Genomic DNA, 13,511 nt, shown 5'->3' on the forward strand with positions numbered 1-13,511 from the left:
GCGAAATACTTGAAAAACATTTTATTTGTAGAACGTTTAAAGCTTAAGCGATCAAAGTTATGGATCATCTACTTATTAGGGCCTTTGTTAGGTGTATCCCTGGCATACACTAACTTTATTAAAAACTATAACCTTTTTATGAATCCCGGAGACAATCCCTGGGTAGAGGCTTGGACACAAGTTGCCTTATTTATGGGCCCTTTTGTATTGCCTATCGTAGTGGGAATTTTCGCCGCCCTTGTTTGCAGGGGGGAACATGCAGGAGGCGGTTGGAAACAGCTTCTAGCCTTACCAGTCAAACACTCAGATATCTTTCTGGGAAAGTTTCTAACAGTGGTCCGCATGATATTCATTAGTATGTCCATTTTAATCCTCTTATTTATTGGATTCGGTTATATGTTAGGCATAAGCGGGAGTCTTCCTTTACTTACAATTCTAGGTTATGGAATTAGAGGGATCTTAGCTTGTTTACCATTAATTTTATTGCAGCTTATTGTTTCAATCAGGTCTAAAACATTTGGCATACCACTCGCTGTTAGCATTGTTTTTACATTACCGGCCATTATTATTGCCAGTACACCATTAGGTCAAGTATATCCATGGACACAGCCTATGTTAGCAATGTCACCCGAAGATGAATCACCGATTCAATCAAATTTCCTGTTTTACTCAATTATGGTAATAACGTGTCTCGGTCTCCTGGTTTACGGAATAAGAAGTTTTACTAAACGAGACCTTACGTAGGGTATATGCGGTATAAACTTATGTCTTATAGATTATTTCAACAAAAAAGAAAGTTACCGACATCATCGATAAAGAAAAGGATAATAACGAATTCTAGTTTTCATAACTATAGTAAACGAGGGGGCAAGCTGTATACAATTCGCTTGGATTGAAAGGGCCTGTAAAGGTTGAACAGGTTGAACAGGTTGAACAGGTTGATTTGATTGTGATACTTTGGTGAAACGCAAGAAGGAAATAAACGGAAATACGAAAGCACTCACGATGTTGTGAGTGCTTTTTCATCAGCCGACCTGCTGTTTTACGGCTTTACCGGCTGATCCGAACTCTCTCATTTTGCTTCGCACTGTCTCTTCCACGGCTTCAATGCCGGGTGTCATGTAGCCGCGCGGTTCGTACAGATCGCCGTTTTCCTGAAACATGCGGCGTGTTTCGTCTGTCCAGGCTACCATACATTCCGTGTTGATATTGATTTTCGCGTGGCCGAGCGTGATGGCTTTTTTGACCTGATCCTGCGGAATCCCGGATGCTCCGTGGAGAACGAGGGGAATATCAGTCATGCGGGAGATAGCCTCCATTTCTTTAAATCCGAGATTCGGTTCACCTTGATATTTGCCGTGGACGGAGCCGAGGGCGGCGGCCAGCGCGTCGATATTGGTTTCTTTGACGATCCGCTCACATTCGGCGATATCGGCATAGCGGACCCCGCCGACCAGCCCGTCTTCCATGCCGCCGACCGTGCCGACTTCTGCTTCTACTGAGACGCCTTGCTTTGCCGCATAATCGGCGACTTCTTTTGTCATCGCGATGTTCTCATCAATCGGATGATGGGAGCCGTCAATCATCACTGAGCTGAATCCGGCGTCAATGGCCTGTCTGCAGCGTTCCGCACTGCTTCCGTGATCAAGATGGAGCACAACGGGAACGGTAATCGCCATTTCTTCTATTAACGCGCCGACCATGGCGGAAATCGTTTTAAATCCGCCTAAATAGTCGACCAGACGATCGGAAGCCGCGGCGATGACCGGCGATTGCTCCTTTTGCGCCGCTTGCAGAATCGCCTTCGTCCATTGGAGGCCGTTGATATTAAACTGGCCGACTGCATAATGCTCCCGTTTCGCTTCTGCAAGAAGATGTTTCATGGTGACAAAAGCCATGTTCACGCCTCCTTCATGAAGTATTTTGATACGACGGCTTCCGTTGTTTCCTTTGCCGTTTTGATCGTTTCCTCCGCAGTCAGCTTATAATATTCAGGTCTGAACAGCTCTACGGAGACAACATCATTGAATCCGATTTCTTTTAACGCTGACAGATGGGCGTCTAAGTCAATCGCACCCTGTCCAGGCCAGACGCGGTCTTCATCCGTTAAAAAGCCGATCGGGAAGTCCTCTGTATCGTCGATATGATAGATGAAAATTTTCTTTCCGTCCGCCTGCTTCAAACTCTCAATATTGGAGCCCATCGCGTGGAAATGGAAGCTGTCAAACACCAGTCCGACATTATCGCGGCCGACAGCGTTCACGATGTCATACGCCTGTTCAAATGTATTGACCGTGCATTGCGGATGGCCGACAAATTCAAGGGCAATGTTTACGCCGTACGGCTCCGCGATGTCCGAAAGCTCAGTCAGCACCTCTATGCTGCTCTTTTTGATCTCTTCTTTCAAGATTTTCCGCTCTGTCACAAGCGGCACGGCCACTACGTATTTCACGCCGAGCGTCCTGCATGTTTCCATCATGCTTTTGAATTCCGAAATGATCTCCCTATAGCCCTTCTCATCACGGTTGTTGAAGAAAACCAGTGCGTTCAGGGCAAGCGGTTTAATGTGATGGGTTCGAAAATATTCCGCCAGATCGGACAGTGAATGGTCTTTTAAGTATTCCGGCAGCTTATCCATTGTGCGGATTTCAATATAATCATAGCCGTGCTTTTCGCACAGTTCTAAATCCTGTTTCAGGTTTGAATTCTCCAGCGTAGTCGCTTCATTAAAGCAAAGTTTCATGTCAGCCTCTCCCATCCGCGTTTTCGATATGAAGGGAGTCCGGCTGGAGGGCTTTTTTGCCCCGCTCCGCCGAACTCCGTACTCAGCTTATGCCATACCCAGTTCTTCCTTTAATTTCTTAAGCGTGGTCCGGCTTGATTCATCCGCTCTTTCGCCGACCCAAGCAAAAACGGCGTTCGTCGCAATTCCGTCGAATTTCATCTCTCTCATCTTTCTGAAAATCGTCTCAAAATCAACCTCGCCTTGCCCGATGTCCAAATGCTGGTGAACCGTTACTTTCGCATCAGGCGGGTTGACGATGTAGCGCAGGCCGTGCGCCGCTTTATGATTAAAAGTATCTGCAAATAAAACATGTGTAAGGCGGTCGCCGGCTTCATCAAACATGGTCGCAATATCGCCTTTTCCGTCATCATAGAAGAACGTATGCGCAGTCGAGTAGACAAGATTGATCCAATCCTTATCAAGCGCGCGGATCATATCCATCGCACCTTTGTGCGTTTCGATAAAATCATACGGGTGAGCCTGAAGATTGAGTTTAACGCCTTCTTTTTCAAAAACGGGCAGCAGTTCATCCATGGATTTGATAAATTTTTCTTCACTTGTCAAAGGATCATATTTTGAACCGCTGAATTCACTGTTCATCAAATCCACTTCAAGTTCAACCGCAATTTCGATCGCCCGTTTCCAGTTGCGCACGGCGGCCTGTCGACGGTCTTCATCAGGACCCGCCCAGTGGTAAAGCGGAAGAAGAGAGGACAGCTTCACACCTGTATCCTTTAAAAGGCGCTTCAATTGTTTGATTTTTGCTGAATCGACTTTCGGATATTTGTAGAAAGGACAAAAATCCTCGCGCGGGGACAGTTCGATATATTCGTATCCGAGTTCCGCCGTTTTATAGACCATTTCTTCTAACGTTAAATCATCGCGGTACATGGATGGATCTAAGGCCAGTTTCATTTCTTTCACTCCCGATCTATTATTTGTTCACAGTCGTAAATGATTGGTAGAATGCCGGTTTCTCTTGCAGCGCCACAGGCTCTTTCTGCCCGGATTCCTGAGCTTTTACGCACGCGTCAGTTGTCACCGCGGCAATATAACCGTCCCATGCCGTCGGACCGCTGACTTCGCCTTTTTTCCGGATCGAATCAATGAAGTCTTGAATTTCCACATCATACGCAGCCACAAATCGGCGCTGCCAATCCATCAGGATATCGGTGCTGAATTTCCCTTCTTTTCTCAAACTGATGCTTGACGGTTCCGGAAGCTTGATGACGCCAACTTCCCCGACGATCTCACATTGAATGTCATAGCCGTATTTACAGTTCACGTAGATTTCGGCATTGATGACGATGCCGCCTTTTGTTTCGATGATGACCATCTGCGGATCTTTCAGATGCGGCAGCGCATTTTTTGATTTCTTCGGATAGATGACCTGTACGGATTCATAGTCGTCATTGACGAGCCAGTGGAGGACATCAATTTCATGAACGAGCGTATCGACGACGGCCATGTCCGTTGAATAATTCGATGCGACTGTCGGGTTGCGGTGCGCACAGTGAATCATCAGCGGCTCGCCGACCACGCGGTTATCGATCGCTTCTTTCAGCTGAACGTAACCGCTGTCATATCTGCGCATGAAACCTACCTGCACCAATCGTTTTCCCGTCTTCATTTCTTCCTCGACAATGCGCATACAGCCTTCTGCCGTTGTCGCAAGCGGCTTTTCACAAAACACGTGCTTGCCGTGCTGAATCGCTTTCAAAACGCTGGACTCGTGAGCCGGGCCCCAGCTTGTCACTAAGACGGCATCCACATTTTCAGCAGCGAGGAGGCTGTCGTCATCAGGATAAACGGAGGCGTTCAAATTGAAATCCTGAACGGTCTGCTGCGCGGCCTCCTGATTCACATCTGTGACAGCGGTAATTTCCGCTCCGGACAGCTTATTTGTGATGCGGTTGATGTGCTCTTTTCCGATAGCACCGGTTCCGATAACACCTATACGTAAATTCATTGATCGCCACTCCTTCTGATAATCAAATAATGGTTCTCGTCTTTCTTTTCTCGCTGCCGTCCTGAGGAGCGCCGTAAAGTTCCTCCTGTATCTGTTCAAGCGACTTGCCGGACGTATTCGGCGCGAAGACAAGCCCGATGATCATACTGGCCGTCACACATATGAGCAGAATACCGGCCATAAAACCGATGCCGAATTGTGACATGATGACCGGCACAAATAAACTCCAAATGCCGATTGAAATACGGACGAGAAAGAACATGAGCCCTTGTGCTGACGCTCTGTATTCTGTCGGGAACAGCTCGCTTGCCCACAGCTGGTAGTTCGCCTGCTGGCCGGCTCCGTTATTGATGCCGATCGCTAAAACAAACAAAAGCAGCATCGGGAGCCCCTGAAACGGCAGTAAAAACAGCGACCAGCCGACAACGGCCATAAATGCGCAGATTCCGAACACCGTTTTCCGATATTTATCTGCAAAAGGCATGAAGATACAGGCGACGCCGAGCCCGGTGAAGATAAACAGGGCCATCTGCAGAATGTTGGCCGTATTTGCGGATACGCCGCCGACCTGCTGGTAGATGTACGGCATGAAGAATCCCATGACGCCCGCTGCGAGATTCCATACGAGAAACACACCCATTAAAAACAAAATGTTCTTGAAAAATTTCGGCTGAAGCAGGTCAAAATAAGATGTTTTTTTCACGGCGGCAGGCCGCTCTTCACTGTTTTTCCAGGCATCCGACTCAGGTAAACGCTTTCTTATCACATATGTGATCAGGGCGATCACCAATAGATGCGCAAAGACAATTTTATTTCCTAAAAGCCCGAGGTCACCGACCAAAACGGATAACAGCAGAACCACAACGGCTCCTGCGGCCCACGCCACCTGCGCCACTCCGCAATGCCTCGCCCGGTTTTTCTCGGGGGCGTTTTCCGCGATAATGGTCCATGAAGCCGTAATATCCGCGCCTACAGAAATCCCGATAATCATGTATCCGCATAACAGCATGGGAAAGTTGAATCCAAACAAAACCAAACAAATTCCTAAGGCGTAGACGAGCATACTGTTTGTGTATACAGCTTTTCGGCCGACCTTATCAGCCAAATACCCGCCGAGCAGCGCTCCGATGGCCGCTGATATCGCGTTTGCGCTGAAGGCGCCGAGCAATCCGATCTGACTGTCGGACAGCTTCAAGTAGCTGACCCACATAGATAAACCCGCTGATCCTGCCACGATGGAACCTGCATCAATGTAATTTGCTAATGCTGCGGCGATGGTCCTTTTGCTGAAAGCTGATTCCGCCTTGGCACTATTCATATAAGTCCCCCTCTAATTTGCAGGATCAAGCAGTTCACTGTCGATGTACTTTCTCGCAATCAGCGCGTACTCAAGCGGATTGGCGACTGCCGGGTCTTGTTCGGCTTCGATGACGATCCAGCCTGAATAATCATGACGGACGAGCGTTCGGTACACTTCGGTAAAATCGATGCATCCGTCTCCGGGAACCGTAAAAATGCCCTGTAAAAACGACTGCCTAAATGACTTGCCTTCCTGTCTGCACCGCTCCATAATGTCAAACCGCGCGTCCTTGAAATGAACGTGTCTGATCCGATCCATATGCTTGTTGAGAATTGTCATATAGTCTCCGTCCGAGATATAGGCATGCCCGGTATCATAAAGTAAATGGACATACTGCGGGTCCGTTCCATCCATCAGCCGGTCAACTTCTTCCGCCGTCTGGACGCCTGTGCCGAGATGATGATGAAAAACCATGTCCAGCCCGTATTCGTCAGCGATTTTCCCGAGACGGTTCAAGCCCTGGCACAGCGTATCCCATTCTTCATCTGTGAAGTGCGGTTTTTTCTTAAATACATCAATGTCCAAGCCTTGAACACTGTACGTCTGTTCAGAAACGGTGGCGACATCCGCTCCGACTTTCTGCAAATAATCACAGTGTTCTGTAAATTGTTCAGCCGTTTTTTCAATACCGTCTTGAATGATAAAGCTGCTGAACCATTTCCCCGCAATCCGTAAGTTCCGGAGAGCCAGCTCCTTATTCAGGACGGAGGGTTCAGGGAAAAACCCTCCCACTTCCGTACCTTGAAAGCCGGCGACAACAATATCGCTTAACAAATGCTGCAGCGTATTCCCGGCTCCGATTTCCGGCATATCGTCATTGCGCCACCCAATGGGAGCGATGCCCCACAGAATATCTTGTTTGCCCATCGTGATGCCTCCCCTCTAGTACTGCTTCGCAGACTTCAGCTTCATCTCTTTCGCTTCGTATGCCCGCTGAACGCTTTCCTGCTCAGACACTTCCGCCACGCCGACATGCCACCAGCTGTCATAGCCGTCCGTCATCGTTTTCGGCAGAACCTTCATTTCAATTAAAGTGGATACGTCTTGCGTTTTCGCATCTTCAAGCGCCGCTTTCAGTTCTTCAACCGTATTGGCTCTGTATGTTTTAGCGCCGTAGCCCTCTGCCACCTTCGCGTAATCAACGTTTAAAATCTGATTGTCCTCTGTGCGGAACTCGCAGAAATAACTGCCGCTCCCGTGATCCATCTGCAGGTTGTTGATACAGCCGAATCCCGAGTTGTCAAAGAGCAGGACATTGATTTTTTTGTTATATTGAAGCGCGGTAATCAGCTCTGAGTGCAGCATCAGAAAGCTTCCGTCGCCGACGAGTGAATAGACTTCTTTGTCGGGATGGGCCAGCTTGAGGCCGAGCGTGCCCGATACCTCATACCCCATGCAGGAATAGCCGTACTCGAGGTGGTACGTATTCGGGACGTTGGAATGCCACAGCCGCTGCAAATCTCCCGGAAGAGATCCCGCCGAACTGATGACGACGCTGTCTTCAGGAATCGTGTCATTGATGGTCAACAGCGCCGTTGTTTGCGGCAGCTCAGTCTCGAGCGCGTCGGCATACTCGTTTAACACATCCTGTGAGAAATGGTTCTTAATTTCCGGTTCGAACGCGTCACGTGTAAAAGTGACCTTGCCGAGCCGGTCCCGTTCAGCCAGCCATTCATCTTTCCAATCTTTAATCGCCGTGCCGAATGCACTTTTATATCCGTCTAATAAGCCGTGCAGCCTGCCGAGCGTCACTTTCGCATCGGCTACGACCTGAAACGCGTCAAGCTTGTAAGCCTGCATGCGGCTGACATTGATATTCAAAAATTTTGCTTTGTCAAAATCAAACGCTGTTTTCGAGGATGTCGCAAAGTCCGTGTAACGTGTGCCGACACCGATGATCAGATCAGCCTGGCGGGCGGCTTTGTTTGCGGCGAGTGTGCCCGTGATGCCCATGCCGCCCAGATTGTTGGCGAAATCGGCTTCAACCGTTGACTTGCCGGCCTGCGTTTCGACAAGCGGAATGCCGTATGTTTCAGAAAGCGCGATTAATTCCTCACGCGCGCCGGAGTACTTCGCGCCGCCGCCCACTAAAATGACGGGACGGCTGCTCTCCTTAATTCTCTCCGCGGCGCCTTTCAGCTCACGCTCGCTTGGCTGCATCCGGTCAATGTAATGAACGCGTTTTTCAAAGAAGCTTTCATCAAAATCAAATGCTTCTCCCTCTACATCCTGAGATATGCAGATGGTCGCCGGACCCGCTTTTGCCGGATCTGTCATCACTTCAAATGCCCGGATTAAGCTGCTCATCAGCTGCTCGGGGCGGGTGATGCGGTCCCAATAGCGGGACACGGGCTTTAACGCATCGTTTGTCGTGACGGCGGCACTGTATTCCTGCTCCACCTGCTGAAGCACCGGGTCAGGCTGCCTCGTCGCAAAGGTATCGGCCGGAAGCAGCAGCACCGGGATATTATTGGCCAGCGCCGTACCCGCGGCAGCCGTCAAGTTAGCGGCACCCGGACCGACTGATGTCGATACCGCGTAAATTTTTCTTCTCAGCATCTGCTTGCTGTATGCCATCGCGGCATGCGCCATGCCTTGTTCGTTTTTGCCTTGATAGACTTTCAGGTGCCCGGCGTCCTGCTCAAGCGCCTGCCCGATCCCCAACACATTTCCGTGGCCGAAAATCGTGAAGATGCCCTCAACGAACGGCTCTTCTTTTCCGTCAACATGAATGTACTGCCGGTTCAAGAATTTAATCAGCGCTTGTGCTGTCGTTAAGCGAATTGTCTTACCCACAAACGATCCCACCTTTTATACGTTCTATTTACCGTTAAGACTGTGCTGCGCTTCAATCAGTTCGATGATTTCACCGGCAGCCGGCATTGCTTCTGAGGAGCTGTGTTTGCTGACGACGATGGAAGCGGAAGCGCTCCCGTATTTTAAAGCCGTTTCAATATCCCGGCCGCTGACAAGTCCGTAGATGAAAGCTGACGCATAGGAATCACCCGCTCCGAAGGTCTTCAGCACCTTTGTTTTATAGGCATGCGCCCGGAAAACTTCTCCCGATCTGCTGTATGCGTATGATCCGTCAACGCCGTGCTTAATGACGACAAGGTCAGCAGAGTGCGCAAACAAATGGCGGACGGTTTCATCGTTATCTCCGCCGCTGTGGTTTTCCATTACGTCAAATTCGTCACGCGTACCGATGACGATATCGGATTGTTCCGCCGCCAGCGTGTAGTACACGGCTGTTTCTTCTGCCGATTGCCATGTATACGGACGGTAGTCGAGCTCAAACACGACTTTTACGTCATGTTTTTTTGCGATATGCACCGCTTTTAAGACGGCTTCGCGCGACGGGCTTTTTGCAAGCGCCGTGCCTGACACGAGCAGCATTTTCGCGTTTGCGATGTAGCCTTCATTGACTTCGGACGGCTCAAGATACAAATCCGCCACGTCATCCCGGTACATCAGAATGCTGCACTCTTCGGGACTGAGAATTTCCGTAAAAGCGAGCCCGGCTTTGCGCCCTTCTCTGTCAACGGTCATTTGTGACGTATCAACGCCCTTTCCCTGCATATAAGAAACGATGAATCTGCCGTGCTGATCATCCGGGATTTTGCCGATAAAACCGGCTTTTAATCCGAGCTTGGCGCTGCCGATCGCAATATTTGCCGGGGAGCCGCCGACATATTTAGAAAACGTCATCGTTTCTTCCATCGGCCGGTTGTATTCCGCAGCGTTCAAATCAATACACGCGCGCCCGATCGCGACAATATCAAACTCTTTTTCTTCATTAAATGTATATTTCATCGTTATCTGCCACTCCTCACTTGTTAGCGTTCCAGGATCCATTCATGGGCCGGATCATTTTGAAACTTCCATTTTCGTGTCGGTCCCGCCATTACATTCAGGTAGTAAGAGGTATACCCGTCCGGAACACCAACCGGGTGATAGCCCGCCGGCACGATGACAACGTTTTCATTTTCTGCGGTCATCGTCTCGTCAATCGAGCGGTCGTCCGTGTACACACGCTGGAAGACAAACCCCTGCGGCGGGTCCGTTTCATGGTAATAGGTTTCTTCTAAAAAGGATTCAGCCGGCAGATTGTCTTGGTCATGTTTATGAGGCGGGTAGCTCGACCAGTTGCCGCTGTCCGTGTAAACTTCAACAACGAGAAGGCTGTTTGCCGATGGATCTGAATCGGGGAGAATATTATGAACGGTTCGTTTGTTTGCCAGCTTGCCGCGATGTTCCACACCGTTGTCTTCCGCTTTAATCAGCTTTGTCGGAAGCTGGTGTTCGGACGGAGAATAGCACAGCGCGACCCTCGCCCCGCTGACGGCTGTGATTCCAAAAGAGCGGTCATTGGACACATAAACGCTGTCCGTCGGTTTTCTTTCAAATACGCTTTCACGGGTGCCGATGCTTTCAAATGTCTGATCATAATCAGTGACGGTGATTTTTCCCGTTACCGCAACGATGCAGCACTCCGTCTTTTTCAAATCTTCTGTATATGCGGAACCGGGAGTGAGGTCAACGACTTTAAATCCGACGTATTTGAGGTCTGAATTGGCTGAAGTGACGTCATGTATGATGTTCACGCCTTGAGAAATCTCATCGGCCTGCGGTTTGCGCAGCAAATGACTCATGTTTATTCCTCCTTAATGGATGGTAAAAGAAAACCCGGACGGAATCACAAAGCCGTCCGGGCCGGCTGTCAGATCAATTGAAGTCAGGAGACGGGTATCGTGCCGTCACGACTTTTTTACGTGTATAGAAGTCGACGCTGTCTTTTCCGTTTGCGTGCAATGTGCCGAAGAAAGAAGACTTCCAGCCAGAGAACGGGAAGAATGCCATCGGCGCCGGGACGCCAAGGTTGATGCCGAGCATTCCCGCGTCAATATTCTCACGGAAGTAGCGGATCGCGTTCGCATTTGAAGTGAACAGACACGCGCCGTTCGCAAATTCAGACTGGTTGGCGATGTCCACCGCTTCTTTTAAGTTTTTCACGCGGATGACCGACAGAACGGGCGCAAAGATTTCATCTTTCCAGATCGTCATATCCGTCGTCACGTTGTCAAAAATCGTCGGTCCGACGAAATAGCCGTCTTCCGTTGCGTTTTCACGTCCGTCACAAAGAAGTCTCGCTCCTTCTTCGATGCCTTTTTCAATATAGCTGTGCGTGCGTTTTTTGTTGTCCTCGCGGATGACCGGGCCTAAGAACACGCCGTCATCCAGTCCGTTTCCGATCTTGATGTCCGCTGCTTTTTCCTGTAATTTCGCCATAAACTCATCGGCGATTCCCTCTTCAACCGTCACAACCGCGCATGCCATGCAGCGCTCTCCTGCCGAACCGAATGCCGCGCCGATAATGTTTGTCACCGTATCTTCAAGGTGGGCGTCATTCAGCACGATCGTGTGGTTTTTCGCGCCCGTTAACGCTTGCACGCGTTTCAAATGTTCGCTGCCTTTTTTGAAAACATACTCGCCGACAGGTTTTGAACCGACGAATGAGATGGCTTTAATATCAGGATGTTCAAGAACGCCGTTTACGACGTCATGCGCGCCGTGCACGACATTGAAGACGCCCTTCGGCAGACCGGCCTGTTCAAACAGCTCTGCCAGTTTTTCCGTTAACAGCGGCGTGCGCTCAGACGGCTTCAGAATGAACGTGTTTCCTAACGAAATTGCCATCGGGAACATCCAGCACGGGACCATCATCGGGAAGTTGAACGGTGCGATACCGCCGACCACCCCGATCGGATAGCGGTAGTTCGCCGCCTCTACATCCGTCGCGATGGAGGCAAGTGAATCGCCCATCATGAGTGACGGCGCGCCCGCTGCGAATTCGACGTTTTCAATTCCGCGTCCCACTTCACCGAGTGCCTCCGTCGTGTTTTTACCGTTTTCCAAAGTAATCAGACGGGCAAGCTCTTCTTTGTTCTGCTGGAGAAGCTGCTGATAGTTAAATAGAATTCTCGCACGGCGCGGCACTGCCGTCTTTGACCATGTTTGAAACGCCTCTGACGCTGAGCGGACGGCGTATTCCACATCCTCCCGCGTAGAAATCGGGACCTGGCACATCACTTCTTTTGTAGCCGGATTGACAACGTCTTCATATTGATCTGTCTTACTTTCAACCCATTCACCATTGATGTAGTTTTTCAGTTTTCTGATCTCTGCCATTCTCATTGCCTCCTTAAATAGTAAACATCCTGTTCAGCTGGATAATAACGGATGAATATATTCATCTTTTACATATAAAAGACATGAATTAAACGCTTACAAATGCTAAAATGATGGTGACTCCCAATCTTTCCATGTAAAAGTTGGTCATGTACCGAAAAAAGCAAACGGTTACATCTTTCACTTTTGATTTTACAGGTTATGTTTTGGTCATTTCTTGGTTACATTGTAAGCCCAACACATCTTCAAGTCAATCTAAAAAATCAAAATTTTTTCATTATTTTTATCATACTTTTTTTGATCGGGAAAACAGGAACTTGGAGAACCGTGTCGAATTGGAGGGGATGATCCCTCTTTTTTATCATTTGTTAAGTAACTATTGATTAACTTCTGGTGTTTATTATATATTTTAATTACTTTAAGAATTCTAGAAGGAGTTTTTTTATGAAACTGATGCGGATTCAGGAGATGGAAGAATACATTCTCAAACACGGAGCCACTTCGCTGGATGAGCTGTGCGAGGTATTCAACGTCTCTAAAAACACGGTCAGACGCGATATTAATAAGCTTGCGGAAAAAGGGGTTATCAAAAAGGTATACGGCGGCGTGACATCAGCCGAAAAATCTGTGCTCGTCCCTTTTGAGAACCGCACCATTCAACATCAGGATGAAAAAATCAAAATCGCCCGCTATGCGTCACGGTTTATCGAGGATCACGATCTTGTGTTTATTGATTCCGGCACGACGACCAAATCGATGCTGGAGACGCTTGATCCCGATAAGAATGTAACGGTTTTGACGAACAGCCTTGATATTATTAACGCGGCTTCATCCATGAAAAATATCGACCTGATCATCATCGGCAATAACTACAAACGGAAGACAAGGTCGTTTGTCGGCATTGATGATCCAAGCACACTCAATAAATACAACATTAACAAGGCGTTCATGTCCGCTACCGGGACAACGATCACCCACGGCCTGACGAATTCCGACTTACTGGAATACGAGGTGAAAAAGAGAATTTCCGAAAAGGCGAACGAAGTGTATCTGCTCGCGGATCATTCCAAATTCGGCAAATCCACGCTTTTGACATACGCGCCTTTCGACCGGCTTCACAGCATCGTCACTTCTCAGCAGCTGGATGAGGAATATACGAAGTATTGCCAAGAGCATCAAATCGACATTCACTTGGCATAGCGTTATAG

12 protein-coding genes are annotated in these 13,511 nt (G+C 48.8%); 2 read left to right on the forward strand and 10 right to left on the reverse strand.

The window, feature by feature from the left end; all coding sequences use genetic code 11:
• Positions 1–9 precede the first annotated feature (9 nt).
• A complete protein-coding gene (locus GNE05_RS20165) occupies positions 10–744 on the forward strand; it encodes an ABC transporter permease (RefSeq protein ID WP_021494674.1) in 735 nt (244 codons plus the stop codon).
• A gap of 281 nt (positions 745–1,025) precedes the next feature.
• Here the strand turns inward: GNE05_RS20165 and iolJ are convergent, their stop codons facing one another.
• The 10 genes from iolJ to iolA all read right to left on the reverse strand — a co-directional run bounded on the left by iolJ (position 1,026) and on the right by iolA (position 12,303).
• Positions 1,026–1,898, reverse strand: coding sequence for a 6-phospho-5-dehydro-2-deoxy-D-gluconate aldolase (gene iolJ / locus GNE05_RS20170; RefSeq protein WP_160183147.1), 873 nt, complete (start codon positions 1,896–1,898; stop codon positions 1,026–1,028).
• Positions 1,899–1,900: 2 nt separating this feature from the next.
• Positions 1,901–2,743, reverse strand: a complete 843-nt coding sequence (iolI, locus tag GNE05_RS20175) for a 2-keto-myo-inositol isomerase (RefSeq protein ID WP_160183148.1) — start codon at positions 2,741–2,743, stop codon at positions 1,901–1,903.
• An 87-nt stretch (positions 2,744–2,830) separates the two neighbouring features.
• The gene (locus GNE05_RS20180; RefSeq protein ID WP_007407833.1) at positions 2,831–3,700 is read right to left on the reverse strand and encodes a sugar phosphate isomerase/epimerase family protein; all 870 of its coding nucleotides are present in this window, start codon (positions 3,698–3,700) and stop codon (positions 2,831–2,833) included.
• Between the two features lie 19 nt (positions 3,701–3,719).
• Positions 3,720–4,754, reverse strand: a complete 1,035-nt coding sequence (locus GNE05_RS20185; protein WP_160183149.1) for a bifunctional inositol 2-dehydrogenase/D-chiro-inositol 1-dehydrogenase — start codon at positions 4,752–4,754, stop codon at positions 3,720–3,722.
• Between the two features lie 22 nt (positions 4,755–4,776).
• Positions 4,777–6,072: an MFS transporter gene (locus GNE05_RS20190; RefSeq protein WP_160183150.1), complete on the reverse strand. Its 1,296-nt coding sequence runs from the start codon at positions 6,070–6,072 to the stop codon at positions 4,777–4,779.
• A 12-nt stretch (positions 6,073–6,084) separates the two neighbouring features.
• A complete protein-coding gene (gene iolE / locus GNE05_RS20195; RefSeq protein ID WP_022554006.1) occupies positions 6,085–6,981 on the reverse strand; it encodes a myo-inosose-2 dehydratase in 897 nt (298 codons plus the stop codon).
• A 15-nt stretch (positions 6,982–6,996) separates the two neighbouring features.
• Positions 6,997–8,910: a 3D-(3,5/4)-trihydroxycyclohexane-1,2-dione acylhydrolase (decyclizing) gene (gene iolD, locus GNE05_RS20200; RefSeq protein WP_014419292.1), complete on the reverse strand. Its 1,914-nt coding sequence runs from the start codon at positions 8,908–8,910 to the stop codon at positions 6,997–6,999.
• Positions 8,911–8,934: 24 nt separating this feature from the next.
• Positions 8,935–9,927 (reverse strand): 5-dehydro-2-deoxygluconokinase, encoded by a 993-nt coding sequence (iolC, locus tag GNE05_RS20205; protein WP_014419293.1) that lies wholly within the window; start codon positions 9,925–9,927, stop codon positions 8,935–8,937.
• 23 nt (positions 9,928–9,950) lie between these two features.
• Entirely contained in the window at positions 9,951–10,766 is an 816-nt protein-coding gene (gene iolB, locus GNE05_RS20210; RefSeq protein WP_160183151.1) for a 5-deoxy-glucuronate isomerase, read from the reverse strand.
• 73 nt (positions 10,767–10,839) lie between these two features.
• Positions 10,840–12,303: a methylmalonate-semialdehyde dehydrogenase gene (gene iolA, locus GNE05_RS20215; protein ID WP_014419295.1), complete on the reverse strand. Its 1,464-nt coding sequence runs from the start codon at positions 12,301–12,303 to the stop codon at positions 10,840–10,842.
• A 444-nt stretch (positions 12,304–12,747) separates the two neighbouring features.
• On the opposite strand from iolA, the gene GNE05_RS20220 reads away from it, so the two are divergent.
• Positions 12,748–13,503: a DeoR/GlpR family DNA-binding transcription regulator gene (locus tag GNE05_RS20220; protein ID WP_007614879.1), complete on the forward strand. Its 756-nt coding sequence runs from the start codon at positions 12,748–12,750 to the stop codon at positions 13,501–13,503.
• The last annotated feature ends 8 nt before the right edge of the window (positions 13,504–13,511 follow it).

The sequence above is a fragment of the Bacillus sp. AM1(2019) genome (assembly GCF_009906915.1).
In the GTDB taxonomy this organism is placed as follows: domain Bacteria; phylum Bacillota; class Bacilli; order Bacillales; family Bacillaceae; genus Bacillus; species Bacillus velezensis.

Bases quoted from the DNA above. Each gene is read 5' to 3' on its own strand.
- iolJ (WP_160183147.1), bottom strand. From the start codon at position 1,898: ATGGCTTTTGTCACCATGAAACATCTTCTTGCAGAAGCGAAACGGGAG.
- iolI (WP_160183148.1), bottom strand. From the start codon at position 2,743: ATGAAACTTTGCTTTAATGAAGCGACTACGCTGGAGAATTCAAACCTG.
- GNE05_RS20180 (WP_007407833.1), bottom strand. From the start codon at position 3,700: ATGAAACTGGCCTTAGATCCATCCATGTACCGCGATGATTTAACGTTA.
- GNE05_RS20185 (WP_160183149.1), bottom strand. From the start codon at position 4,754: ATGAATTTACGTATAGGTGTTATCGGAACCGGTGCTATCGGAAAAGAG.
- GNE05_RS20190 (WP_160183150.1), bottom strand. From the start codon at position 6,072: ATGAATAGTGCCAAGGCGGAATCAGCTTTCAGCAAAAGGACCATCGCC.
- iolE (WP_022554006.1), bottom strand. From the start codon at position 6,981: ATGGGCAAACAAGATATTCTGTGGGGCATCGCTCCCATTGGGTGGCGC.
- iolC (WP_014419293.1), bottom strand. From the start codon at position 9,927: ATGAAATATACATTTAATGAAGAAAAAGAGTTTGATATTGTCGCGATC.
- iolB (WP_160183151.1), bottom strand. From the start codon at position 10,766: ATGAGTCATTTGCTGCGCAAACCGCAGGCCGATGAGATTTCTCAAGGC.
- iolA (WP_014419295.1), bottom strand. From the start codon at position 12,303: ATGGCAGAGATCAGAAAACTGAAAAACTACATCAATGGTGAATGGGTT.
- GNE05_RS20220 (WP_007614879.1), top strand. From the start codon at position 12,748: ATGAAACTGATGCGGATTCAGGAGATGGAAGAATACATTCTCAAACAC.